Annotated in this window: 21 protein-coding genes and 1 tRNA gene; 15 read left to right on the top strand and 7 right to left on the bottom strand. The window is 60.4% G+C overall.

What is annotated here, in order from left to right; genetic code table 11:
* Nucleotides 1-152 precede the first annotated feature (152 nt).
* The 5 genes from lepA to NW807_RS00760 all read left to right on the top strand — a co-directional run bounded on the left by lepA (nucleotide 153) and on the right by NW807_RS00760 (nucleotide 4,687).
* Nucleotides 153-1,964, top strand: a complete 1,812-nt coding sequence (gene lepA, locus NW807_RS00780) for a translation elongation factor 4 (RefSeq protein WP_414393826.1) — start codon at nucleotides 153-155, stop codon at nucleotides 1,962-1,964.
* Nucleotides 1,957-2,598, top strand: coding sequence for a bis(5'-nucleosyl)-tetraphosphatase (symmetrical) YqeK (gene yqeK, locus NW807_RS00775; protein ID WP_414425009.1), 642 nt, complete (start codon nucleotides 1,957-1,959; stop codon nucleotides 2,596-2,598). The genes lepA and yqeK overlap by 8 nt, the downstream gene beginning before the upstream one ends.
* 12 nt (nucleotides 2,599-2,610) lie before the next feature.
* Nucleotides 2,611-2,982 carry a ribosome silencing factor gene (gene rsfS / locus NW807_RS00770; RefSeq protein WP_414393830.1) on the top strand — a complete coding sequence of 124 codons (372 nt, stop codon included), beginning with the start codon at nucleotides 2,611-2,613 and terminating at the stop codon, nucleotides 2,980-2,982.
* A 435-nt stretch (nucleotides 2,983-3,417) separates the two neighbouring features.
* Nucleotides 3,418-3,738, top strand: coding sequence for a hypothetical protein (locus NW807_RS00765; protein ID WP_414425008.1), 321 nt, complete (start codon nucleotides 3,418-3,420; stop codon nucleotides 3,736-3,738).
* Nucleotides 3,739-3,775: 37 nt separating this feature from the next.
* The gene (locus NW807_RS00760) at nucleotides 3,776-4,687 is read left to right on the top strand and encodes a histone deacetylase (RefSeq protein ID WP_414425007.1); all 912 of its coding nucleotides are present in this window, start codon (nucleotides 3,776-3,778) and stop codon (nucleotides 4,685-4,687) included.
* On the opposite strand, the gene NW807_RS00755 is transcribed toward NW807_RS00760, so the two are convergent.
* From NW807_RS00755 to sppA, 5 genes are all read right to left on the bottom strand, one after another.
* Nucleotides 4,684-5,835, bottom strand: coding sequence for an NAD-dependent epimerase/dehydratase family protein (locus NW807_RS00755; RefSeq protein ID WP_414393836.1), 1,152 nt, complete (start codon nucleotides 5,833-5,835; stop codon nucleotides 4,684-4,686). The genes NW807_RS00760 and NW807_RS00755 overlap by 4 nt on opposite strands.
* 86 nt (nucleotides 5,836-5,921) lie before the next feature.
* Nucleotides 5,922-6,860 (bottom strand): spermidine synthase, encoded by a 939-nt coding sequence (locus tag NW807_RS00750; RefSeq protein WP_414423327.1) that lies wholly within the window; start codon nucleotides 6,858-6,860, stop codon nucleotides 5,922-5,924.
* Between the two features lie 27 nt (nucleotides 6,861-6,887).
* Entirely contained in the window at nucleotides 6,888-7,346 is a 459-nt protein-coding gene (gene speD, locus NW807_RS00745; RefSeq protein ID WP_414393840.1) for an adenosylmethionine decarboxylase, read from the bottom strand.
* A 226-nt stretch (nucleotides 7,347-7,572) separates the two neighbouring features.
* Entirely contained in the window at nucleotides 7,573-8,757 is a 1,185-nt protein-coding gene (alr, locus tag NW807_RS00740) for an alanine racemase (RefSeq protein WP_414405655.1), read from the bottom strand.
* 70 nt (nucleotides 8,758-8,827) lie between these two features.
* On the bottom strand, nucleotides 8,828-9,835 hold the full coding sequence (sppA, locus tag NW807_RS00735) for a signal peptide peptidase SppA (protein WP_414425006.1): 1,008 nt from the start codon (nucleotides 9,833-9,835) through the stop codon (nucleotides 8,828-8,830).
* Nucleotides 9,836-10,225: 390 nt separating this feature from the next.
* Here sppA and NW807_RS00730 point away from each other — a divergent pair.
* The 4 genes from NW807_RS00730 to NW807_RS00715 all read left to right on the top strand — a co-directional run bounded on the left by NW807_RS00730 (nucleotide 10,226) and on the right by NW807_RS00715 (nucleotide 15,307).
* Nucleotides 10,226-10,298: transfer RNA gene (locus NW807_RS00730), tRNA-Ala, on the top strand.
* A gap of 174 nt (nucleotides 10,299-10,472) precedes the next feature.
* On the top strand, nucleotides 10,473-11,663 hold the full coding sequence (locus NW807_RS00725) for a hypothetical protein (protein ID WP_414425005.1): 1,191 nt from the start codon (nucleotides 10,473-10,475) through the stop codon (nucleotides 11,661-11,663).
* A gap of 41 nt (nucleotides 11,664-11,704) precedes the next feature.
* On the top strand, nucleotides 11,705-14,098 hold the full coding sequence (priA, locus tag NW807_RS00720; RefSeq protein WP_414425029.1) for a primosomal protein N': 2,394 nt from the start codon (nucleotides 11,705-11,707) through the stop codon (nucleotides 14,096-14,098).
* A gap of 126 nt (nucleotides 14,099-14,224) precedes the next feature.
* Nucleotides 14,225-15,307, top strand: coding sequence for an isocitrate/isopropylmalate dehydrogenase family protein (locus NW807_RS00715; protein WP_414425004.1), 1,083 nt, complete (start codon nucleotides 14,225-14,227; stop codon nucleotides 15,305-15,307).
* Between the two features lie 24 nt (nucleotides 15,308-15,331).
* Here NW807_RS00715 and NW807_RS00710 read toward each other — a convergent pair whose 3' ends face one another.
* Nucleotides 15,332-16,258, bottom strand: coding sequence for a D-isomer specific 2-hydroxyacid dehydrogenase family protein (locus NW807_RS00710; RefSeq protein WP_414425003.1), 927 nt, complete (start codon nucleotides 16,256-16,258; stop codon nucleotides 15,332-15,334).
* Between the two features lie 409 nt (nucleotides 16,259-16,667).
* Here NW807_RS00710 and pheT point away from each other — a divergent pair, with 409 nt between their 5' ends.
* From pheT to NW807_RS00695, 3 genes are all read left to right on the top strand, one after another.
* On the top strand, nucleotides 16,668-19,139 hold the full coding sequence (pheT, locus tag NW807_RS00705) for a phenylalanine--tRNA ligase subunit beta (RefSeq protein WP_414425002.1): 2,472 nt from the start codon (nucleotides 16,668-16,670) through the stop codon (nucleotides 19,137-19,139).
* Between the two features lie 100 nt (nucleotides 19,140-19,239).
* Nucleotides 19,240-20,136 (top strand): acetylglutamate kinase, encoded by an 897-nt coding sequence (gene argB, locus NW807_RS00700; protein ID WP_414425028.1) that lies wholly within the window; start codon nucleotides 19,240-19,242, stop codon nucleotides 20,134-20,136.
* A 160-nt stretch (nucleotides 20,137-20,296) separates the two neighbouring features.
* On the top strand, nucleotides 20,297-22,141 hold the full coding sequence (locus NW807_RS00695; protein ID WP_414425001.1) for an ABC transporter ATP-binding protein: 1,845 nt from the start codon (nucleotides 20,297-20,299) through the stop codon (nucleotides 22,139-22,141).
* Here NW807_RS00695 and NW807_RS00690 read toward each other — a convergent pair.
* The gene (locus tag NW807_RS00690; RefSeq protein WP_414393856.1) at nucleotides 22,138-22,344 is read right to left on the bottom strand and encodes a hypothetical protein; all 207 of its coding nucleotides are present in this window, start codon (nucleotides 22,342-22,344) and stop codon (nucleotides 22,138-22,140) included. The two genes, NW807_RS00695 and NW807_RS00690, sit on opposite strands and share 4 nt — an antisense overlap.
* A gap of 172 nt (nucleotides 22,345-22,516) precedes the next feature.
* Here NW807_RS00690 and NW807_RS00685 point away from each other — a divergent pair, with 172 nt between their 5' ends.
* The 3 genes from NW807_RS00685 (at nucleotide 22,517) to NW807_RS00675 (ending at nucleotide 24,940) form a co-directional block, all read left to right on the top strand.
* A complete protein-coding gene (locus NW807_RS00685) occupies nucleotides 22,517-22,888 on the top strand; it encodes a hypothetical protein (protein ID WP_414393858.1) in 372 nt (123 codons plus the stop codon).
* Nucleotides 22,889-22,958: 70 nt separating this feature from the next.
* Nucleotides 22,959-24,470 (top strand): AAA family ATPase, encoded by a 1,512-nt coding sequence (locus NW807_RS00680; RefSeq protein WP_414393860.1) that lies wholly within the window; start codon nucleotides 22,959-22,961, stop codon nucleotides 24,468-24,470.
* A gap of 119 nt (nucleotides 24,471-24,589) precedes the next feature.
* Nucleotides 24,590-24,940, top strand: coding sequence for a DUF1257 domain-containing protein (locus NW807_RS00675; RefSeq protein WP_414360780.1), 351 nt, complete (start codon nucleotides 24,590-24,592; stop codon nucleotides 24,938-24,940).
* The last annotated feature ends 162 nt before the right edge of the window (nucleotides 24,941-25,102 follow it).

The raw sequence follows: 25,102 nt of genomic DNA, 5'->3' as shown, positions 1-25,102 counted from the left end.
TTTGTCAGCTAGCCTTCACCCCCACCCAGCTGGCTAAGCCCTGCTTGCGCCAGGGGTGCGGGCCACGGTGGTCGACTGCTGGATAAGCTGGGCTTAGCTAGAGGGACAAACAAGCTAGCATTGTAAAAAATCTTTGCCCTGACTGGGTTTCTATGACTGACGTCCCCGTCTCCCGCATTCGCAACTTTTCCATCATTGCCCACATTGATCACGGCAAGTCTACCCTTGCCGACCGGCTGCTGGAGGCAACCGGCACCGTCTCAGCCCGCGAGATGAAGCCGCAGCTTCTAGACAGCATGGAACTGGAGCGGGAGCGGGGCATCACCATCAAGCTACAGGCGGCCCGCATGAACTACCGTGCCCAAGACGGCCAGGACTATGTCCTCAACCTCATCGATACGCCAGGGCATGTGGATTTTTCCTACGAGGTCTCCCGCTCGCTGGCTGCCTGTGAAGGGGCGCTGTTGGTGGTGGATGCTTCTCAAGGTGTGGAAGCCCAAACCCTGGCCAATGTTTACCTGGCTTTGGAGAACAACCTGGAAATTATCCCCGTCATTAACAAAATTGACTTGCCTAGCGCCGACCCCGAGCGAGTCATTGCCGAGATCGAGCAGGTGATTGGCCTTGACTGCAGCGGGGCGATCCTAGCCTCTGCCAAAGTGGGCCTCGGTATCTCAGAGATTCTCGAGGCTATTGTGCAGCGGGTACCGCCGCCGCAGGATACGGTAGCGGATCCCTTGCGGGCTTTGATCTTCGATAGCTACTACGATCCCTACCGGGGTGTGATTGTCTATGTGCGCATTGTGGATGGGGAGGTGAAAAGGGGGGACAAGATTTGCTTCATGGCCTCTGGCCGGGAGTACGAGGTTACTGAGCTGGGAGTGATGCGCCCCCACCAAGAGCCGGTTGAGTCTCTCCACGCCGGGGAAGTGGGCTACATTGCCGCTGCCATTAAAAGCGTTGAGCACGCCCGCGTGGGGGACACCATCACCCTCGTTCATCGCAGGGCTCCCGAGCCTCTGCCCGGCTACAAAGAAGCCAAGCCAATGGTGTTCTGTGGACTTTTTCCCAGCAACTCGGATCAGTACGCCGAACTCAAAGAGGCCTTGGAAAAGCTGAAGCTCAACGATGCCGCTCTCCACTTTGAGCCGGAAGTCTCCCCTGCCATGGGCTTTGGCTTCCGCTGTGGTTTCTTGGGCCTCCTCCATATGGAGGTGGTTCAGGAGCGGCTAGAGCGGGAGTACGACCTGGACCTGGTGATTACAGCCCCAACGGTGGTTTATCAAGTTACCCTCAACAATGGCTCGGTGCTCCGGGTTGATAACCCCAGCAAGCTGCCTCCTCCCAACGAGCGCCTTAGCATTGAGGAGCCCATTGTCCGCGTGGAGATGATTTTGCCGGAGGAATTCGTTGGCGCGGTGATGGAGCTGTGCGAGACCAAGCGCGGCATCTTTAAGGATATGAGGTATCTGGCTCAGGGCCGCACGACGCTGGTGTACGAATTGCCTCTGGCGGAAGTGATCACTGACTTTTTTGACCAGTTGAAATCTCGCACCCGCGGCTACGCCAGCATGGACTACCAAATGGTGGGCTATCGGGCTGACGATCTGGTGCGCTTGGATATCCTCATCAATGGCGAGCCGGTGGACGCTCTCTCCACGATTGTGCATCGGGACAAAGCCTTTCAGGTGGGCCGGTCTCTAGTGGCTAAGTTGCGCGAGCTCATCCCACGCCACCAGTTTGAGGTGCCCATCCAAGCGGCGATTGGCTCGCGCGTCATTGCCCGCGAAACTATCCCTGCGCTGCGCAAAAATGTTTTGGCCAAGTGCTACGGGGGAGACGTAACTCGCAAGCGCAAGCTGCTGGAAAAGCAAAAAGAAGGGAAAAAGCGCATGAAGGCGCTGGGAACAGTGGATGTGCCCCAAGAGGCGTTTATGGCAGTGTTGAAGTTGCAAAATGACTAGCCTAGCTTTGCGGCGCGAGGAGGTGTTGGCCTGGCTGCAGGAGCGGGTGCCTCCTCCCCGCCTGCGCCACATCTTGGGAGTCGAGGCAATGGCCCGGCAACTGGCGGCTCACTACGGATTGGATGAGGAGAAAGCCGCTTGGGCAGGTCTGATGCACGACTTAGCTAAGTCTTTCCCGGCGGAGCAACTGTTGCAGCGGGTAGCTCGGGAGCGGGAGCTAGACGAGATTGAACGGGCTGAGCCCCACATCCTCCACGCCGAGGTGGGCTCCCTGTTGGCGCGGGAACAGTTTCAGGTGCAGGATGCGGAGATCTTGGCGGCCATCGCCAACCACACCCTAGGCCAGCCCGGCATGGGTCCGCTTAGTTGTGTGGTTTTTGTAGCCGATGCTCTGGAACCCAACCGCGGCAGTAGCCCAGAGCTGGAGCAGTTGCGGCGCCTGGCTTTTGTAGATTTATCTAAAGCTGTGGTGGGGGTTTGCGATCTAAGCCTGAGATTTTTGCTAAACCGGAATCAGGTGGTTCATCCACGCACCCTCATGACTCGCAATTATTTCCTGCTCCATCCTTTGGATCAAAAGGATTTGCAGAGGGCTGCGTCTCCAGTTCTTTCCGTCGTTTCAGGAGGGTCTTAGTTGCTACAGCTCATGCCTGCCCGTGCCAGGGATCCCGTCTATCGCATGGCGCTGAGTGCAGCTCGCGCAGCGGAAGAAAAAAAAGGTGGCGACATTGTCCTGCTGGATGTATCTCGAGTTTCCACACTGGCAGACTACTTTCTTCTAGTCAGTGGCTACTCGCTGACGCAAGTGCGCGCCATTGCCCAGGCAATTGAGGAAAGGCTTTGGGAGGAGTGGCAACGGACACCGCAGCGCATTGAAGGTCAAGACTCAGGCTCGTGGATCCTCATTGACTACGCCGATCTCATCGTCCACGTGATGATGCAAAACGAAAGGGAGTACTACGACCTGGAGTCTTTTTGGATCCAGGCCGAACGGGTTGAGTTGCCTTTAGCCGGCTAGATCCCTAGCTCTGCGGGTCGACCTTTCAGACTAGGGCTTTGCCGGTTTTCCCTAGTCGGCTGTCAAGAAATATGTGAAGCACGTAAAGTTTTTAATAGTTCCACAGTTTCCTACATAGTTGCGTGCTAGCATAAACGCCGAGGAGTAGTGAGACCCTTGTTTCCAGGTGCAGAAGAGTTTCTATAGTCTTTGTTAAAGTTCCCACTCTGCACTTTCCAAAACGCCGATAATTTCCCGCTGGCGGTAATGCCAGCAGGAGCACAAGGTTAGTAATTGACGACAGCTTCCTGCTAGTGAGGGAGTTGATCTACTTTGGCTTGAATGTCAAGCCTTTAGGGGAAAGTCCAGTGGCAAGAGCAGAGGAGAAGTAGGAGCTAGTGCCCTTTGTTTAATGCTTGTTTAAAAGCGGCCGAGATTCTTAGGAGGGAAGTTCTGATGGAAAAAATGTTGGTGAATATCATCGAGTACCTGGCATTGGCAGAACTGGAAACTTTACTCTGCACCGAGCACCCCCACCAGCAAGTGTTTCATGACGCCAAGGAGCGGGAATCCCTGCTGCAGCAGATTCTCAACCGGGTTCCCCCTGCTTATAGGTTGCTGGCTGCCGATAAATGCCCTAGCCGCGACCAGCTTAGCCCCTCAGAACTGGAGTTGCTCCGCTCGGTGGTGCGGGATGTGGTCAAGCAGAAGCTGCAACAGGACTCTTTTGAAGATCCCTACGTGGGAGCAGCGATGTCGGAGGTGTTCTACGGGTAGAAGGAGGGTTAGCTACACTGCGAAGGCGCTGCCTTAAATGCTGCCCGTTTACTATTCTGAAACTTTTCTTAGCCACAATACGGGTCCCTTTCATCCGGAACGCCCGGCCCGCCTGCAAGCTATTTCCAAAGCCCTGCGCAAGGCCCCTTTTGCCAACCAACTGGAGTGGCGGGATCCCCCCTTGGCTGAGCTGGGGGAGCTGGAGCGGGTCCACTCGCCTCGGCATATCCAACAGGTGGCCGAGCTGGCGGCAGCAGGTGGGGGTTACCTTGATGCCGATACAGTTGTCTCTCCAGGCAGCTTTGAAGCAGCGCGGCGGGCAGTGGGCGGCTGGATTGCCGCGGCGGCCTCGGCTTTGGCCACAGGACAGCCAGCTTTGGTGCTGTGTCGTCCGCCTGGGCATCACGCTGAGCCGGAGCGGGCAATGGGGTTTTGCCTCTTCAGTAACGCCGCCATCGCCGCCCTATGGGCACTAGAGCAGTCAGGGGTCAGGCGAGTAGCCATTTTTGATTGGGACGTACACCACGGCAACGGCACCCAGGCGGTGGTGGAGCGCCATCCCCAACTGGCCTATGCCTCCATCCACCAGTTTCCTCTCTACCCCGGCACAGGACTGGCCGAGGAAACCGGGATCCACGGCAACCTCTGCAACGTACCTCTGCCTGCAGGATCCGACTGGTCGGCCTACGAAAAAGCTTTGCAGGAGAAGGTTCTGCCTTTCCTAAAAGCCTTTCAGCCCGATTTGCTGCTGGTGAGTGCCGGCTTCGACTGTGCCAAAGGGGATCCCTTGGCCGATATGCTGCTAGAGCCGGAAGACTTTGGTCGCATGACCCGTCTTTGCTTGAAAGAGGTAACCTCTAAGGCCGTCTTTGGCCTAGAAGGGGGGTATAACCTGGAAAACTTGGCCCGCGGCTGGCTAAGTGTAGCCCAGGCCTGTCTAGAAGGCTAGCCTCTCCACTTCACCTTAGGTAGAATCTGCCGCACGTCCACCCGGTCCTTGTACTTGAGGGCGAAGTTAAGCAGCGAATCCAGCAGCGAATCCGACAGGTAGTGAGGCTGAAGGCCCAGATCTAGAAGCTTGGTGTTCTTGGCGTTGTAGTAGTGCTCTTCCAGCTCAACGCGGGGGTTCTCCAGGTGTTGGATTTCCACCTTCAAGCCCATGGCAGCCGCAGCCTTTTGCACCATCACTGCTAGCTGCTCCACACTAAATTGTTCAGTGAACTGGTTCATCACCCGGAACTGACCTGGCTCAGGAGGATTGGCGATGGCCAGCTCCACACAACGCACGGTGTCGCGAATATCCAAGAAGCCGCGCGTTTGACCCCCTTTGCCGTAGACTGTTAGCGGATGGCCGACTGCTGCCTGGACACAGAAGCGGTTGAGGGCCGTGCCAAACACGCCATCGTAGTCGAGGCGGTTGATCAGCACCTCGTCCATGCCTGTTTCTTCCGTAAGCACGCCATACACCACCCCTTGGTTCAGGTCGGTAGCCCGCAGGCCCCAGACGCGGCAAGCAAAGTGAATGTTGTGGCTGTCATGGACCTTGGAGAGGTGGTACATGGATCCCGGCTGCTTGGGATAGGGCAGGGTATCCTTGCGGCCGTTGTGCTCGATGGTGATGTATCCCTCCTCGATGTCAATGTTGGGAGTGCCGTACTCACCCATGGTGCCCAGCTTCACCAGGTGGCAGTCGGGAAATTCCTCCTTGATGGCATAGAGGATGTTGAGGGTGCCCACCACATTGTTGACCTGGGTCATCACCGCATGTTCGCGGCTAATCATCGAGAAGGGAGCAGAGCGCTGCTCGCCAAAGTGCACAATAGCCTCTGGCTCAAAGCGGCGCATGCAAGAAATTAGGGCTTGGTAGTTAGTAACATCGCAAACAAAGATGGGAATATCCTTGCCAGTCAGCCCCTTCCAGCGATCCACCCGCTGCTCAAGCTGGGCAATGGGTGTCAGACTAGAAACTCCCAGTTGCAGATCCCAAAGCCGGCGGATATACGAGTCGAGGATGGCCACCTCGTAGCCCCTGTTGGATAGGTACAGGGCCGTTGCCCAGCCACAGTATCCGTCACCACCAATAACTAAAACTCTCATTGGGGAAGCGGAATTCGCCTGTTCACGAATCTACCAAGTTATGGCACCAAAGACAAATACCTCAGGAGCCCATTTTTACCAGCGACTTAGTCGACCTGAGGAGGGTTGTCTAGGGTGTAGACGGTGGTCTCAGCGGCAATGGCGCGGCGCACATAGACAGGAACCTGGTAAAGACCCAGGAGGGCAGTGCCATCGAGGAAGCGCAGTTCCCCTCGACTGGGATCCAAGTGCTGAGCCAGAAGCTGGTCGATCTGTTCCGGCTCCGGCCTGGAGGGGATAGGAGCCTGAGCTGCTAGGGCAAATCCAAGAGGCCCGCCGTAGGTGGTGGCGTAGATGGCGTAGGGCTGCACAGCAGCAAACACGGTTTTGAGGGTGTGAACGATGCGGGTGTGCTGCTCCAACTCCAAGGGGCTTGTCGGCCCAGCCTGGAGGGCAAAAGCTCCACCGGGCTGCAACTTGGATCGGATCTGGCAGAAAAACTCCTGGGTAAAGAGCCGGGCGGCAGGGCCAGCTTCCACAGGATCCGAAAGATCGGAGAGGATGACGTCCCAAACCGGCTCTGTCTCCTGGAGAAAGTCGAAAGCGTCGGCAATCACTACCTGCGCCCGCGGGTCCTCAAAGGCCCCCTGGTGCATTTCTGGCAAGTGTTCCCGACAGGCCTCCACCACCTCTCCGTCGATGTCCACCATCACCGCCTGCTCCACCGAGCGCCAGCGCAGCACCTCCCGCAGCGTTGCCCCTTCCGCTCCCCCCAGTACAAGCACGCGCCGAGGGATCCCACCCCCCTGGACAACTTGGAGAAGGGCGGGATGGACGAGCGCCTCATGGTAAAGGAACTCGTCCAGCGTGGTGGACTGCCAATGCCCATCCAGCATCAAGCCCTTGCCATAGGCCCCCATCTCAGCAATCAGCATTTCCTGAAAGGGGGTCTTTCGGTAGGCCAGGATGCGTGTAATAGCAAAGGCAGTGTAGCTCCAGGGGGTAAAGTACTCCTGGGCCCAGAAGAAGTTCCTTGGCAGGTTCATGGGTAGCTTGGCAAAGGTGGTGCAATCTCAGCGCCTTCGTCTAGCTGTTTCACAACTAACTGCCTCAGGCAAGGGCGTCACTTCCTCAAGGGACGCCGGCTCCGTGGTTCGGCGAGGCAGCTTGCGCAGCGAATGCCGTCGCGCTTGAAAGACCTCAATCAAATATTCACAGGCTGCTTCAGGCCGCGTATGGCGCCCGCAGGTAAACACATCCACCGCTGCATAACCCACTTCAGGCCAGGTGTGGATGGAGATGTGGGATTCTCCTAAGAGGGCCAGCGCCGTGATTCCCTGCGGCTCAAAGGGATGGTAAAGCTCACCCAAAAGGGTGGAGTTGGAGCGTCTTGCCGCCTCCCGCAAGGCTTGCTGCACCAGGGAGACATCATCCAAGAGGTGGGCCGGGCAGTCGTACAGCTCTAGGATGCAGTGGATCCCGATTAGAGCCAGAGACCTATCCCCTAATTGGCCAGATAGCGTGTGTACCATACTATCCCCTAATTGGCCAGATAGACGACAAGAGCCGTGCAAGCAAAAGCACAGTTTTCTGATTGTCTCACAAATTGAGGCAGATTACAAGGAGCAGCGGCTTTCTTCTGGCCTTTCGAGCAAGGGGCGTGAGTTCTTCAAGCCAGAGGAACAGAAGCAAGCTCAGGAAAAAGCCCCAGGGGACGGGAATTCTCTGAGCTGGTGGGAGCTTGCGCCAGTGGCAGGCTCAGGCGTTGACTAGCACCCTTGGCAGGCGAGCAGAAAGCCCGCAAAGCAACTCGTAGGGGATAGTGCCCAACTGATCGGCCCAGTTTTGGATCGATAAGCCCATGCTGCCCAGATGGGGGCCCAACAGCTCCACCACGTCTCCCACTTGGATGTCCGGCCTCTCGGTAACGTCCCACATGCACTGATCCATGGTGATGGTGCCCACCTGCTGGATCAGGCCGCCACGCACCCACCCTCGCAGCCAGCCGGAAAGCCGCCTTGGGATCCCATCGGCATAGCCAATGGCCAGAGTGGCAATGCGGCTGGGACGGCGGGTGATGTAGCGATGGCCGTAGCTGACACCCGTGTGGGCAGGCACCGTTTGAATGTGGGTCAGCCGCGCTTTAAGGCGCAGGATGGGTCTAAGCCCAGGCACCTGCAGGTGAGGAGCAGGAGACAAGCCGTAGAGGACTAGCCCCAGCCGCACGCGGGAGTAGTGAAGGCGGGTGAGGGCGGCGGCGGAGTTATCCAGATGCAACGGCGGCAAGGGATCCCCAGCCTGGCGGATCTGCTCTACCACCTGGGCAAAACGGGACTCTTGCTGGGCCATTGCCGGCGAGTTGGGCTCGTCTGCCGTTGCAAAGTGGGAGAATAGGCTACAGATCTCTAGCTCAGGGATCCGGCAGATCTGCCCCCACACAGCGGCAGCCTCCTGCCAAGGGATCCCCAGGCGGGTCATGCCGGTATCGACATTAACGTGGACCGGAACGGGCCGCCCAGCCCAGGAGGCCACCTGGCGCAGCAGGGGGATCTGCTCGGCGCGGGTAAGGCTAATTTCCAGCCGCGCTGCCATGGCCTGCTGGAGCTCCGCCCAGGTATTCAAAGCGCCCAAGACCAGGATCGGCACCTGTAGGCCGGTCTGGCGCAGCTCGATCCCTTCGGCCAGCGTGGCCACGCATAGCCCCTTGGCCCCAGCAGCCACCAGCAGAGGAGCCACTAGCTGAGCTCCATGACCATAGGCATTGGCCTTGACCACCGCCCAGATCTCGACGTTTGGGCCTAGGCGGGCTTGCAACAGCCTTAGGTTTTCTCGCAACTGGGCTGCGTCAATTTCCACCCACGCGCGGCTGGTTAGCAGCTCTAGCTCCGGGTTAAACGCCGTCCAGGAGTCTGTCCTTGCTCCCGGCGCCGCAACCGCAGTCAAAGTAGAAGCGTCGCCCAACGTGGACACTTCTTGATCCACAACTCACCCTCACACCCGGCCAAGGTTAGATTTAGCGCAAAGTCCAGGCCGGCGCCATCCACAACAGCGGCAGGTCTGGGATCCCGCCAGCCTCCTCGTCTCCCAGCAGTTGACCCAGCCAGAAGCTTTGCCCTGCTGGAGGCAGCCCTTGGCTCAATAGCCGCCGCAGGGCGCGTTGGAACGGGTCTCTGGTTGCCGGCGACAGAGAGGGATCCCCGGTCATCCGCCGCAGATCCTCCACGGCTTCGGTATACCCCCCCAAGGCGTCCACTAGGCCCAGCTCCACCGCCTGCGCTCCGGTGAAGAGGCGCCCATCGGCCAACTGGCGCAGTCGCACCTCATCCAAACTCTGCCGCCGCGCAATCATCTCCGCATCCAGCACCTCTTCCGCCCCTTTTTCCGGCAAGTGCTGGCGCCCGCGGGCCACATCGCGAATAAACTGGTCGAGGGTATTCTCCACCAGCTCTTGCAGCAGGCGCCGCTCTTGGGGAGTGGCAGGGCGAAAGGGGGAGAGCATGTCCTTGTACTCGCCGGTTTTGAAGGTCTGCGGCTCTATGCCGTAAGTGTCGAGCAGCTTGCTAAAGTTAAGGCCTCTGATGAGTACCCCTAGGCTGCCAGTCAGGGTGCCGGGGTTGGCGTAGATTTTGTCGGCAGCACTGGCCACGTAGTAACCGCCACTGGTGGCAATGTCCTCCAGGACGGCCACCACAGGCTTGCCGGCTTCGCGCAGGGCGGTAACGGCACGGTAGAGTTCCTGGCTGGATCCCACGGCCCCGCCTGGGCTGTTGATGCGCAGCAGGACAGCCTTGACAGCGCTATCGTCAACCGCTTCCCGCAGCTGCTCTAAAGGGGAGGTGGGCAAGCCCACCAAGCTTGAGCGGCGCAAGCCGCCGATAGGACCCTCGAGAGCGACCACCTCGATGCGACTTGCCCCTTGAGGAGCTCCCCCTCGAGCCAACTCGGCTGCAGGGCGTCTACTGCCGACAAGGGCCGCAATTAGGCAAACCACCAGCAAAGCAGCCGCCAAAATGCGGTTCAACTGGCTTTCCTGAGTCACAACCCCCCCGTTGTCACTGACTTTGTTCTATCACCCAGCAGGCTTTTGTAGCGACTGCATCCCCACTGCTCTGCAGGCGAGCGAGGGGAAGGGCAGTGCAGACGGGGGGGAGTTGTAGTATACTTGCAGTTATCACCTAGGTAGCCTACGGCAGGGTATTGCCAGGGCTAGAGCCTGGAGAAGTACGAGCGGCTGAGGGCCCCCACTGCGGACTAGGGGACTACGTAAAGTCCCTGGCAGGCGTGGGGTAGAGATCTTCCAAAGCTGGAGAGAGGTCAAAAGTAGCTGGTACCTTTGGTCAGCAAGGCCGCTTCTTTAGGCTAAAATTAGGAGTAAGGCTGTTGTCCACACTTCTAGCTTCTAGTGAGACTTGGGGCTTTAGCTCAGTTGGTAGAGCACTTCAATGGCATTGAAGGGGTCAGCGGTTCGAGTCCGCTAAGCTCCATGACAGTAGTTAGGCTGGGGAGTGAGGGAGTTAAGAGGAGCAGAAAGCTAGGGCAGCTGCTTTGCCTAGCTGGGGGCCGGAGGGCATGGAGCTCTGCCGGCTAGCTTGAACCCCCTAGAAAATCTCCCTATACTTCAAGAAGCCTCGTCATTACCTCCACTGCTTCCTCTCCCTATGCAGGTTCCCTCCTCAGGCAAGCTGGACCCTACCCTTCCCGAGGCACAGGCTGGCCGTTCGGTCAAGGACTCTGTCTCGGAACCGGATCCCAAGTCAGAGCAGCCTTCGGCCCTGTGGCAGCAGCAGTTGGAGGCCCGGCTGCTCAAAGCTGAAGCGGAACTGCAAGAGCGGCTCACCCTTCAGGAAAGCCTGCAGGCTGAGGTGCAAGCCCTGCGCACTCAGCTGCAGGAGCGGGAGCATGCTCTGCACCAGCTCCAGCAAACCTTGGCAGAGCAAAAGGTTCTGCTCTCGGAGCAAGAAGCTCAGCTGGCAGCACGACAACGACTCAACGAGCGGCAGCGCCAAGATATTGAGGCCCTGCAGGAGCAGCTTGAGCAGCTGCGGTTGGCCCATGCCCAGGAGCGCCGTCAGTGGGAACACCGTCAGCAGGAGCTCCAAGCCTCGCTAGTAGAAGCCCAGGATCTGGCCCAAAAACGGGTGGAGATGTTACAGCGTTTCAAGGCCGAGCTTTCTTTAGCCCGCACCCAACTGGCGGAAACGCAGGCAGAGCTGAGCAGACTGCGGGCTCTCTACAGCGAGCAGCAGGCAGCTTGGCAGGGAGAGCGGGAGCGCCTTGAGGCGCGGCTAGCGGGCTATGCGGAGACGGAAGCGGAAGCGCAGCAGCGCTGGCAAGAACAACGGCAGGAATTGGAGGCAGCCCTCTCCCAAGCCCAGGCAGAGATTGCCCACTGGCAGGGGCAGTACGCCCAAGCTCAGCAGCGCATCGAGGCGTTGGAGCAGCAGCTTCAGGCGGCTTTGGATGAGCTTGCCGAGCAATCTGCCAAGCAATCGCAGCTGCGCTCTGCCCAGGTGGCCATTGCCCATTTGCAAGAACAAGCCGAAGCCTTGGAGGCGCAGGTGAAGGCTTTGCAGGCAGAGCGAGAGGCTCTTTTAGAAGAGAACCGATCCCTGAAAGAGAAGTGCGAGCAGCAACAGATGCATGTGCTTAGCCTCAAGGCGGCCCTGGAGCGCAGGGGTCTAGAGATCCCAGCTCGGGTTGATGGGGTTGCCAAAGGGGCTGACACACCCAAGGGAGCGGAGTCTCCTGCTTCCCTCCAAGCTGCCAAGCCCGCGCTTCAGCCGCGACCCCTGCTGGCTCGGGCCGGGAAGCGGGCGGTGGATCTGCCGCGGTTTTTGTCCCGCCCGTGAGGGATCCCGTTTTGCAGTCCGCTCCTACCCGCTGGTTGGAGGTGTGGGTGGATCATCCTCGTTTGGGGGGGTGCTTCATCTACCGTGTGCCGGAGGGATGGGAGCCAGAGGCCGGCGACCTCCTCAGCGTCCCCTTTGGCCAGCAGGTAGCGGGGGCAGTGGCCCTGGGCTGGCGTGCCGAGTTGCCGGCAGGGGTAGAGCCCCAGTCGGTGCGGGCAATTGAGGCAGTGGTGGCCAAAGGGATCCTGCCCAAGGAGTTCTGGCCCCTGTTGCAGCGGGTAGCCGATTACTATCTCACCCCCCTGGCGCAGGTGGTGCGCACGGTCTTGCCCCCTGGCTTGCTTAGCCGCTCCCAGCGACGGATCCGCCTAGTTCGATCCCCCCAAGGGGAATGTTCGCCGGCCGCCCAGGCTTTGCTGCGGCTGCTCCAGGAAAAAGGGGGGGAGCTGTCTTGGCGCTACCTCCAGCAGCAGGTGCCCGGCGCCGAGCTGGCCCTGCGGGAGCTGCAGCGGCGGGGTTGGGTGGAAAGTTTCTGGCAGGAGCAGCAGGGGGGTAGGGTAAAAACCCAGCAGGCAGCCACCTTGGTGGAGGACTCGCTGGAGGGGCTGAGCTTGCCCCAGCAGAAAGCGCTGCAGATCCTCAAGCAAAAAGGGGGGGAGCTGCTGCTAGCCGAGTGGGAGCGTCTGGCGGGGGTGAGCCGGTCGGTGTTGCAGAGTCTGGCCCGCAAAGGCCGGGTGCACCTCAACGAGCGGCCCCTGCTGCGGCTGGGGGAGGCCGACCGGCCTGGGGAGCAAGATCGGCCCAAGCCTCTGACGCCAGCCCAGGCTGAGGCAGTGGCGGCCATTTGCCAAGCTCTGGGGCGAAACCAACGCTTTCTGCTGCACGGGGTCACCGGCTCGGGCAAGACGGAGGTGTACCTGCAGGTCATTGCCCAGGTGCTGCAGCAGGGACGGTCGGCCTTGGTGCTGGTGCCGGAGATTGGCCTTACCCCGCAACTGACGGACCGCTTTCGGGCGCGGCTGGGATCCCGCGTGTGGACCTACCACAGCGGCCTCTCGGCAGGGGAGCGCTACGACCTCTGGCGGCAGATGGTGATCTCTGTCCCCCAGGTAGTAATTGGCACGCGCTCGGCGGTGTTTGCCCCCTTGGCCAATCTTGGCCTGATTGTCTTGGACGAGGAGCACGACGACAGCTTCAAGCAGGATCAGCCCCAGCCCTGTTACCACGCTCGACAAGTGGCGGAGTGGCGGGCTGAGCTGGCCAACTGTCCCCTGGTCTTGGGCAGCGCCACACCCGCAGTGGAAACCTACGCCGCCCACCTCCAGGACCCGCAGCGCTGGGTTCGTCTGGCCCTGCCGCAGCGCATTCCCCAGGCGGGGATCCCGGCCACCCTGCCCCAGGTGGAGCTGGTGGACATGCGCCAAGAGCTGCAGGCGGGTAACCGCAGCATTCTTAGCCGTCGCCTGCAACAAGCCTTGCACGAGACTTTGAAGAGGGGGGAACAGGCCATCCTCTTTGTCCCCCGCCGCGGCTACAGCACCTTTGTTTTGTGCCGCAGTTGCGGCTTTGTCCTCACCTGCGCCCACTGCGACGTCTCCCTTACCGTTCACCTAGAGGGCAGGCAGGAGCTGCGCTGCCACTACTGCAGCGCCCGCCAACCCCATCCCCAGCGCTGCCCTGCCTGTGGTTCGCCCTACCTAAAGCACTTTGGTACCGGCACCCAGAAGGTGGTGGAGGTGCTGCAGCAGCACTGGCCGCAGCTAGGGATCCTGCGCTACGACAGCGATGCCACCCGCCGCAAGGGATCCCACCGCAACTTGCTGGAGCAGTTTCGCAGCGGCAAGGCTCAGGTGCTGGTGGGCACCCAGATGCTCACCAAGGGGCTGGACATTCCCCAGGTGACGCTGGTGGGGGTAGTGGCTGCCGACGGCCTATTGCACCAGCCTGACTACCGCGCTGGTGAACGCACCTTTCAACTGCTCACCCAAGTGGCGGGCCGAGCAGGACGGGGATCCCTGCCAGGCCAGGCCATTATCCAGACCTATTTGCCAGAGCACCCCATCTTGCAAGCGGTGCTAACCCACGACTACGAGGGCTTTGTCCAGGCCGAGCTGCGCCAACGCCAAGAGGGGGGCTACCCTCCCTACCGAGCCCTGATCTTGATCCGCCTAAGCAGCACCTGCTTGGAGGCACTGGAGCGCTATTGCCAGCGCGTGGGCGAACGCCTGCAAGGGATCCCAGCCGAGATCCTAGGCCCAGGGCCAGCCCAAGTGGAACGGGTTGCCGGCCGCTACCGCTGGCAGATCCTGCTCAAACAGCTTCCTGGTCAGCCCTGGGATCGCGCCCAGATCGATGCCCACTTGCGCAGCGCCCTTGGGCATATCCCCCAGGGGATCCGCGTCAGCCTCGATGTGGATCCGCTGCGGATCCTCTAGGGGTAGGTTGCCCTGGCCAATTCTTGGCCTCAACCTGTTCTATTTCTATAGTCTTTAAGCTTAGGGGATCCCTGGTCGACAACGGCCAAGGGTGCTTTGTGTGGCGTCAAGCAAGGAGAAGCGTTTGTGGCCTATCGTGTAACGTTGATTCCCGGCGATGGCATCGGCCCGGAAGTAACCAAAGCAATGACCACGGTCCTGGAAGCCACCGGGGTGGAATTGGAGTGGATCCGGGTGGAAGCAGGGGTAGAGGTGATTGAGAAATACGGCACGCCTTTGCCGCCGCAGGTGTTAGAGTCCATCCGAGAAACCAAAGTGGCCATCAAAGGGCCCATTGGCACCCCCGTAGGCACGGGCTTTCGCTCCGTCAATGTAGCCATCCGCAAAGAGCTAGACCTCTACGCCAACCTGCGCCCGGCCAAATCTATCCCTGGCATCAAAAGCCCTTTTCAAAACATCGACCTAGTGGTGGTGCGGGAAAACACTGAAGATCTCTACGCCGGGATCGAGTTTGAAAGGGGGACCCCCGAAGCTGTGCAGGCGCGAGAGGAGATGATGCGCCTTTCCGGCAAGTTCATCCGCGAGGGATCGGCCATTGCCATCAAGCCCATCTCAGAGTTTGGCAGCCGCCGCATCGTCAAGTTTGCTTTCGAATATGCCCGCCAAAATGGCCGCAAAAAGGTAACGGCCGTTCACAAAGCCAACATCATGAAGTTTACCGACGGGCTGTTTTTGCAGGTGGCGCGGGAGGTGGCCCAGGAGTACCCCGACATCGAGTTTGAGGATCGCATCGTGGACAACATGTGCATGCAACTGATGCAAAAGCCGCAGCTCTACGATGTGCTGGTGCTCACCAACCTCTATGGGGACATCATCTCGGATCTGTGCGCTGGCATGATTGGCGGGCTGGGGGTGGCGCCGGGGGCCAACATTGGCGATGGCATCGCTGTCTTTGAGGCCATCCACGGCTCAGCACCCAAATATGCTGGTCAGAACAAGGTCAACCCCTCTGCCCTCATCCTCTCCGGGGCCATGATGCTGCGCTACCTAGGCGAGCGGGAAGCCGCCGCGAGGGTAGAAGCGGCAGTGCAGTCGGTCATTGCCGAAGGCAAATACGTCACCTATGACCTGGCCCAAGGGGAGCCTGTGGGCACTCAGGAGATGGCCGCGGCCATCGCCGCCCGCGTCCAGGAGCTCGCTCGCGTCTAAAGCCGCAGCTTCAAGCAACCCCGCTCAATAGCCCAGAACTGGGTCTACCACCCCCAACAAAGGCTCCCCCAGCCGAAAGCGGCGCACGTTTTCCCGCACCCGCTCAGACAAAGCGGGGATGATCATGGCATCGGTAATGGCTGTGTGGGGGGTAACTAGGCAATTGGGCAAGCTCCAGAGGGGATGTCCAGGGGGCAGCGGCTCCGGGTCTGTAACATCCAGGGCGGCGCCCCGGATGATTCCTTCTTGCAAAGCAGCCACCAGGTCGGGAGTCACGATGTGTTTGCCGCGCGCCACATTGACCAGCCAGCAGCCGGATCCCATCTGCTCCAGCTCTGGCCGGGCGATGATCCCCTCGGTCTCGGGGGTAAGGGCCAAGGCCAGGATCACCACATCCGCCCCCGCCAGCACCGACTGCCGCTCTGCCAGCGTCACCACTCGGCCGGCTCCCGGCAAGGGATCCGCCCTGCGCCGCACTACATCGATGGCGCACTGAAAGGGCTGTAGCAACTGGATCAGGGCCTGGGCAATGCCCCCTGCCCCAAAAATCACCACCCGCTTGCCCCAGAGGCTGGTGCCGGATCCCGGCTGCCAAGTCTGGGCCAAAGCGCGGATCTTCAGATCCCGTAGGCCAGCCAGGGTGAGGGCCAGGGCATGCTCGGCCACTGCCTGGGCGTACGCCCCCTTGCCGCAGGTCCACACGTAGGCGGGATGCAAGATCCCCGCTTGGGCAAAAGGCTCCACGCCTGCCCACGGCAACTGCACCCAGCGGATCCCTTGGCCCTCTGCCAAGCAACGCCTTAAACCTGGCACGTCGAAACCATCGGTCCAGACCAAGGCTTCTGCTTCTGAGAGGGGCACAATTTCGCCGCCCCCCGCCAGGACTGCTGCTTTCAGCCAGGGGCGAAGATCCGCAGGCTCGACGGCAATGCGCTTGCCTTGAATGCCCATTACGGCTGTTGGAGAAGTTCTTTACCTCTTTTTTGCCATCCTCCCCGCCCTAGAGGGTGGGAACTCTCGATGCCCTGCCCTAGGCTGCCTTGGTTGCCTACGGCCTGCCAAAGTACCCAGCAGGAGGGCAAAGCTTGTTGCGATTGGGGTCAGGACCTTGCTAGCCGGAAGAGATCCCAAACAGAGGGAGGAAAGGCAACTGGAAGAGTCTAGCTTGAAAAGTGATGCCTCTGCTTACCTCTGGCCTATGACGCTTTCCGAGTTCCTGCTCCTGATAGCCCTGCTCTTTCCAGGCATCTTGCTGTCATTGATCCTCATGGCCACCTTTGCTGCCGGGGGATAGGGAGTCTCTTGCCGGTTTTGGAGGGGGATCTGATAATGGGTGCGGCGTTGGCACCCTAGACTAGCGATGCGCATCTCCTTGAAGTGGCTGCGGGAACTGGTGGATTTTGAGCTTTCCCCAGAAGAGCTGGCGGAAGCCCTCACCATGGTGGGCTTTGAAGTGGAGGAGATTGAGGATCGCCGCCGTTGGGCAGAGGGAGTGGTTCTGGGCAAGATCCTGGCTGCCGAGCCCCATCCCAACGCCGATAGGCTGCGGGTCTGTCAAGTGGATTTGGGAGGCGAACAGCCGGCCACGATTGTCTGCGGAGCCGCTAATGCCCGTCCTGGCCTGCTGGTTCCTGTGGCTACGCCAGGCACCCATTTGCCCGCCGTGGACCTGACCATCGCCAAAGCGGAAAAGCGAGGGGTGCTCTCGGAGGGCATGATCTGTTCTCTAGCTGAGCTGGGCTTGGAGAAAGCTTCGGCGGGGATCCACGAATTTCCCCCCGATTTGGATCTCAAGGCCCATCCGCTGGGCTCTGATGTGCGCCCCCTGCTGGGCCTAGACGATGTGGTGCTGGATCTCACCTCCACCGCCAACCGGGCCGACGCTCTATGCATGGTGGGGATTGCCCGCGAGGTGGCCGCTCTTACCCGCAACCCGCTACGCCTGCCACCCGTCCAGCCTCTGCAGGCTCTGCCCATCCCCAACTTCCAGTTGCGCATTGCCAATGCCAAAGCTTGTCCCGCCTACAGCGGCGTGCTGATTGAGGGGGTGAAGGTTGGCCCTTCTCCCGACTGGCTCAAACACCGCCTGGCCGCCGCCGGCATGCGCTCCATCAACAATGTTGTGGATGTTACCAACTTGATCCTGCTGGAATGGGGCCAGCCCCTGCACGCCTTCGATTGGGATCGCCTGCTGCAGGTCATGGGCAAGGAGGAACCCACCATCGAAGTGCGCTTTGCCCAGCCGGGAGAAACCCTGAAAACTCTGGACGGCCAAATCCGTACTTTGCACGCTGAAAACCATCTCATCGTTGCCGGCAGCCGACCGGTGGCCCTGGCTGGCGTCATGGGAGGGGAGGAGACGGAAGTAGACGCAGCCACCACCAAGGTTTTTCTGGAGGCAGCCCTCTTTGACCCCGTGGTCACGCGCCGCTCGTCCCGCTTGCAGGGGCTGCGCACTGAAGCCTCGGCCCGCTATGAGCGAGGGGTTAACTTGGCTACCCTTGAGCTGGCGCGGGATCGGGCGGTGCAGTTAATCTTGGAGCTGGCTGGAGGCGCGGTGGTGGGCCTGACCACGTTTGACCAGCGGCCACCCTTGGAGCGGACGCTCCAGCTACGGCTGTCGCGGCTTATCGACGTGCTAGGGGACGAGGTGCAGCCAGAGGAAGTGGAGGAAATCCTGTCGGCGTTGGGCTTTCAGCTTTCCCGCTCTCAGGCAGTTGCCCCCAAGGCCGACCCCGCTACCGCGACGGCCAGCGTGGCTAGCTGCGTTTGGCAGGTATCTGTTCCCCCCCATCGCTTGCGGGATGTTGAGCGAGAGATCGACCTGATTGAGGAGTTTGCCCGCCTCTACGGCTACAACCGCTTCTCCGAAACCCTGCCCACGGAGCCGCTGGTGGGATCCCTCTCGACACGGGAAACTTTGACGCGGCAAATTCGCGAGGTGATGCGGGGCATTGGCCTGACGGAGGTGTACCACATCTCCCTTTGTCCAGCGGACGAGGACAGCTCCCTGGTCAAAATCGCCAATCCGCTTTCCCCCGAGTACTCCGCTGTGCGCAAGGCGCTGCTGCCTGGCTTGGTGGAGGCCTTCCGCTACAACTGGGCCCAGGGGAATGGCCCCCTGCAGGCTTTTGAGATTGGCCATGTCTTTGCCTATGCCCCTCCCTCCAGTCCTGAGCCCTATCAAGAGGCGGAGCACTTGGGGGGCATCCTGGGCGGGGATCTCAACCCCAATGACTGGCGGCACCACAACCGGCCCATGGACTGGTTTGAGGCCAAGGGGCTCTTGGTCTCGGCGCTGGAGCGGCTGGGGTTTACCCCAGAGTTTCGCCCGGACCCCCCTGAGGCGCAATCGCCGCTATTGCACCCGGGTCGACAGGCCGGCATCTGGATTGAGGGATCCCGCCTTGGCCTATTCGGGCAGCTTCACCCCCGCCTTTGCCAGGAGAAAGATTTGCCGGAGGAGGTCTATGGGTTTGAGCTGGAGTTGGATCCCTTGCTAGCCAGCCTAGAGAGGCGGGGCCGGGTGCAATTTTCCCCCTTTTCCCCTTTCCCCGCCTCCGCCCGGGACATCGCCTTCTTTGCGCCGCTGGAGCTATCGGTGGCGGAAATCGAGGAGGTCATCCGCCAGGCGGCAGGCCCTCTGTTGCAGTCGGTGCAGCTTTTTGACGAGTACCGCGGCCAAGGGGTACCGCCAGGGCAGCGCAGTCTGGCCTTCCGGCTGGTCTACCGCGCTCTGGATCGCACGCTCACCGATGCCGAAGTGGAAGCTGCGCAAAACCAGGTGAGGGCCCAGCTAGAAAAGCACTTTCCGGTTACCTTGCGCAGCTAGCCGTCTGCTAGTTTCTAGTACGATCTTCGGGAAGTTTTACACGGGACTTTTGGCCGTGCAGAGCAACGCCTCTCTTTCGGCAGCAACCAGCTCTCAGGCTGTGGCCTGTGATCCCCTAACACGGGCGCAGATTCTCCTCGAAGCCCTGCCCTACATCCAGCAGTACCAGGGGCGCATCATGGTCATCAAATACGGCGGCGCCGCCATGGTGCAGCAGGAGCGCCGAGCTGAGGTGCTGCGGGATATTGTTTTTCTTGCCTGTGTCGGCATTCGGCCGGTGCTGGTGCATGGCGGGGGGCCGGAAATCAACAGTTGGCTCCAGAAGCTGGAGATCCCTTTCAAGTTTGTCGACGGCCTACGGGTAACCGATGCCGCCACCATGGAGGTGGTGGAGATGGTGCTGGTGGGCAAAGTCAACAAACAGATTGTCCAGCTCATTAGCCTGGCTGGCGGATCGGCGGTGGGGCTGTGTGGCCGAGATGGCAACCTCATTAGAGCTCGCTCCCAGGGTCGAGCGGAAATTGGCTTTGTGGGGGAGGTGAGCAGCGTCAACCCGCAGGTGCTGCACACTCTGCTAGAGGGCAACCAGATCCCGGTCATTGCCAGTGTGGCCGCTGACGAGACCGGCCAAGCCTACAACATCAACGCCGACACCGTGGCCGGGGAGCTGGCAGCCTCTTTAGGGGCAGAGAAGTTAATCCTCCTTACCGATACCCCAGGTATTCTCAGGGATCCTGAGGATCCCAGCTCCCTGATTACGCTCCTGGATATCGAGACGGCCCGCCAGTTGATCCAGACAGGGGTGGTCAGAGGGGGAATGATCCCCAAGGTGCAGTGCTGCATTCGTGCCTTGGCCCAAGGGGTGCGGGCTGCCCACATTCTGGATGGCGGCTCCCCTCACTCCCTGCTCCTGGAGCTGCTGACCGATGCCGGTGTGGGCACCAAGATGGTCCCTTCTCAGTTCTCTGCCCAGTTGGGGAACGGAGCTTCCCTCTAGTCTTCGTTCGCGACAGCGGTGCGGCAATGGGATTTGCGCCCATGGCTGAGACATTGAACCACGGCTTGGCGGACCCTTGTCGGGTTTAGCTGGGCCCCAGCTCCTTGCTGGCGCGCACCAATCTCCACGAGGTGTCATCAGCGTTCTTGGGTAGAAGTCCGTGAGCCTTGCTACCTCTTCCTCCGAGGCCGCTTCCTCCAGGGATCCCCGAAGCGATTGGCGGCTGCTGCGGCTGCTCTGGCCCTACGCCCGGCGGCACCTGAAGCTGTTGTTGGCCGCCTTAGCCTTTCTGCCCCCCCTGGCCTTGGCGGATGCGGTGCAGCCCTTGATCCTGCAGAGGGCTCTGGATGGCCCCATCGCCCAAGCCTTTGCCCAGGGGGATAGTAGGCCCCTTGCCAGCCTCTGGCCCTACTTGGGCCTGTTGCTGCTCACGCTGCTTGTCCGCTGGGTTTTTCAAGCCTTGGAAGGGTATACCAGCCAGAAGCTGGGGCAGTTGATAACCCGCGACATCCGCAACGATCTCTTTGCCCACGTTCTGGCCCTGCCGGCTCAGTTTTTTGACCGCACCCCCGTGGGCAAGCTGATTACCCGCATCACCAGCGACGTGGAAGCGTTGGGGGACGTGTTTTCCACCGGTGCGGTTGGCATTGTCAGCGACCTGTTTACCCTGCTGGTCGTTGCCACGGTGATGCTCAGCCAGCGCTGGGATCTGGGCCTGCTGCTCATCCTCCTCGTCCTGCCTATTAGCGCTTTGGTCCTCGAGCTGCAGCGCCGCTTTCGCCTTGCCGACTTTCGCGCCCGGGAAGAGCTCTCCAAGCTCAACGCCTGGATCCAGGAAAACCTCTTGGGCATTGCCGTGGTGCAACTGTTTTGCCGGGAGCGGCTCAACAGCAAGATGTTTCAAACCATCAATCGGCGCCATATCCAAGAGGTGGATCAGACCATCTTCTACGACGCTGCCCTTTCTGCCGTTTTGGAGTGGGTTGCGTGGTTGGCAGTGGCTGCTCTCCTCTGGGTAGGCGGGCAGCAGGTCATCGCCGCTAGTAAGAGCAACTGGAGAGGATCCCTGCCCCTGCTTACGGAGCCCCTGACCTTGGGCAGCCTCTACGCCTTTATCCTCTTTTCCCAGCGCTTTTTTAACCCGCTGCGCCAGTTGGCAGAAAAGTTCACTGCCCTCCAGTCAGGGTTCACCGCTGTGGAACGCATCGACCACATCCTCAGCCTGCCGGTGGCCCTTCGGGATCCCGCCCAGCCGCGCCACCTGCCCCCCACGGCCAGAGGAGAGGTGCAGTTCGAGCACGTCTGGTTTGCCTACAACCCTGGCGAGTGGGTGCTCAAAGACCTCAGCTTCACCATCCGCCCCGGCGAAAAGGTAGCCCTCGTGGGGCCCACCGGTGCCGGCAAAAGCTCCATCATCCGCCTCCTTTGCCGCCTCTACGACGTCAGCCACGGCTGCATTCGCATCGACGGGGTGGACATTCGCGACCTGCCCCAGGCTGAGCTGCACCGTCACCTAGGGGTCCTCCTGCAGGAGGGCTTCCTGTTTTCCGGGGATATCCAGCAAAACATCACCCTAGGCGAGCAAGGGGATCTGGCCGAGGTAGAGCGGGTTGCCCGCCAACTCCACCTGCACGAGTTCATCGGCAGCCTGCCCCAGGGCTATGCCACCCCTGTGCGGGAGCGGGGCAGTAACCTTTCCAGCGGCCAGAAGCAGCTCATCAGCTTCCTGCGGGTCATGTGGCGGGATCCCAAGATCCTGGTCTTGGATGAGGCTACCGCTAGCCTGGATGTGGGCACCGAGGCCCTCCTCCAATCTGCTCTGCAAACTCTGCTGCGGGATCGCACTGCCCTCATCGTCGCCCACCGTCTCTCCGCCATCCGCGATGTGGATCGCATCCTGGTGCTGCAGCGGGGGGAGCTGAAAGAAGAGGGATCCCATGCCGAGCTCCTGGCCCGCAACGGTCTCTACGCCAAGCTCTATCGGCTGCAAGGTCTGGGTAGCTAGCGGGTCGAGCCGAAGCGAGAGCGAATTGCCCTTAGAGTGGTGAAGCTGGCATCCGCCAAAGCAATGCGCGCCCTACAGAGGAGCAGGTTGCCGCTGTCTAGGGCCGTATCTTTCAGGCTGGCCAAACCGTCGCCGGCTTGCACCAGGAAACGACGGCCCCACGTGAAGAAGCTTTTGCTGAAGGTGGCAATGAGGCGTTCCATGGGGAATGAACTTCTGCATCTCCTAACTCAGCCTACTCTGCCAGCAGGGGATCTCCACAAGCCAGGAAAGCCCCCAAGAAGATCATTACAGATTGTTAAGATTTTGCCGTCAAGACGTCAGGCTGGCTATGATGGCTTGCAAGCCCGGCGCGTAACGAGAAAACAGCTAGCCATGAGTCAGCGGCCAGAGGTTGGGGAAGGCCCAGAGGCCAAGCAAAAGGTAACGCTATATCTCTCGCCTGAACTGCACCGCAGGCTGAAGATCCGGGCTGCCGTGGAGAGGGAGCCGATGTCAGCGGTGGCCGAAAAGGCGCTTAGCTTCTACTTGCTCCACCCAGAGATCATCGAGGGAGTTCAGGGCAGTACCTACCGAGTTCACCGCTGTCCCGAGTGCAGTCACCCGTTTGTCATTCGCAACGGGGAGGTGGTCTCTCTCCGCCAACAGTCTGCCGCTGAAGCCATCCTGGAAGCGGTGGAGCCAGGATATTGGGAGGCTGCCACAGGTTCAGGGGAAGAGCGCCAGGACGCGCTGGTGCCCTGCTAGGCCGCTTCCCAGTTAGCGCCCACTTGCCTCAGCCTTTTTCCAGTTTCCCTCCGCGCAGCTGGTGTTTTCCATGCAAGAGCTCAGCATCCTCATCCAAGCTCAATACCCACTGCTTTACCTGGTTACCTCAGAGGAGGAGCGAGCGGAGGCAACCTTGGCGGCGATTGCCCGTACTCTTAGGCCGCAGCGGCGCTTGTTTACCTGGACGGTTACTCACGGCATTGTTGAATACGGCAACCCCCGCAGCCTAACCCAGCACAACACCCAGTCTCCCCAGCCTGCTATCCAGTGGGTGATGGAGCACAAGGATCCTGCCATCTTTGTTTTCAAGGATCTGCACGACTTTCTGGACAACCCTGAGGTCAAGCGCTGGCTGCGGGATGCTGTCGCCAGCCTCAAGGGATCCCACAAAACGCTTCTCCTCATGTCGCCGGTGCAGGTAATCCCAGTTGAGCTGGAAAAGGATATCTGCGTGGTGGACTTCCCCCTTCCCGACATGGCCACGCTAGAGCGCATCCTCAACCGGCAGCTGGAGCAGCTTCCGCGCGGGGGATCCCTGAGCCCCGAAACCCGAGAAAAGTTGGTCAAGGCGGCCCTAGGGCTGACGCAGGACGAGGCGGAAAAAGTTTACCGCAAGGCGGTGGTGATGCATGGCCGCCTCAGCGAGGCGGAGGTGGACATCATCCTTTCCGAGAAAAAGCAAATCATCCGCCGCAATGGCATCCTTGAGTTCATCGAAGAGGACGAGTCCATCGACGCGGTTGGCGGCCTTGAGGAGTTAAAGCGCTGGTTGCTGCAGCGTTCCGAGGCCTTTACCGAGCGAGCCCGCGCCTACGGGCTACCTGCCCCCAAGGGCTTGCTGATCCTGGGGGTGCCCGGCTGCGGCAAGTCCCTGATTGCCAAGACTACGGCCCGTCTCTGGGGCTTGCCCCTGCTGCGCCTGGACATGGGCCGCGTTTACGATGGCTCCATGGTGGGGAAATCAGAGGCCAACCTCCGCAGCGCCCTGCGCACCGCTGAATCGCTGGCGCCAGCCATCCTCTTCATCGACGAGCTGGATAAAGCCTTTGCAGGAGCAGCAGGCTCTAGCGACTCCGATGGGGGCACCTCCAGCCGCATTTTCGGTTCCTTCCTCACCTGGATGCAGGAGAAGCGCGCGCCGGTTTTCGTAATTGCCACTGCTAACCGCGTGGATCGCCTTCCTGGAGAGTTCCTGCGCAAGGGCCGTTTTGACGAGATCTTCTTTGTGGATCTGCCCAACATCAACGAGCGCATGGAAATCTTTCGGATCCACCTACAGAAGCGGCGGCGCGATATCAGTCGCTTTGACCTGCGCCAGCTAGCCGCTGCCTGCGAAGGCTTCTCCGGCGCGGAGATCGAACAAGTTTTGATTGCTGCCATGTATGAAGCGTTTGCCCAAAACCGTGAGTTTACCCAGTTGGACATTTTGGCAGCAACGAAAGCAACTCAACCGCTATCTCGCACCATGACGGAGCAAGTGGTAGCGTTGAGGGAATGGGCCCAGCAGCGGGCTCGGCCAGCAGCAGCTGCTGTAGCCGAGTACCAACGGCTGGAGTTCTAGTAAAAGGTTGAGGCCCACATCACTGCCGCATAGGTAGAGATGGCCTCAACCCTTCGCTAGAAGTTGCCCGTTGTTTCTGTTGACGTTCCAACCCCTACACAAAGGAGGAGAGAAACACCATGTCTCATTTTAGCACTCTGCGTACCAAAATCACCGACGGCCAAATCCTGATCAACTCCCTGCGCGATCTTGGCTACACCGTTAAGCTGAACGCTGAGGTGCGTGGCTACAATGGCCAGCGTGTTCGCGCTGACATCGTGGCCCAGTTGGAGGGCGACTACGATCTGGGCTGGTCCAAGAACCCTGATGGTTCCTACGACCTGATTGCCGATCTGTGGGGCGTGGCCAAGAAGTACAACCAAACCGAGTTGATCAACTCCATCAACCAGAAGTACGCCATCAACAAGACCTTGGCTGAGGTGAAGCGTCCCGGCTTGAACAACGCCAACGTTAAGGTGGTGGTGCACTAAGCCGGATCCTCTGTCCTCATCGCTGCAGCGATCTTCAAAGGAGGGGGCTGGGCCCCGCCCCCCCGTTTTTGGGGTTTAGGGGGGGGGCAGAACCTACGCGTCGCTGAGGGCAGCAATGCCAGGCAGCGCCGTGCCCGCAAGCAGTTACAGGCGGGCGCCGCC

Origin of the sequence: Synechococcus sp. R70.1, assembly GCF_047461675.1 — a bacterium.
Classification (GTDB): domain Bacteria; phylum Cyanobacteriota; class Cyanobacteriia; order Thermostichales; family Thermostichaceae; genus Thermostichus.
Note: the sequence above shows the minus strand (reverse complement) of the source record. Positions and strands in the feature narration are given on the sequence as shown.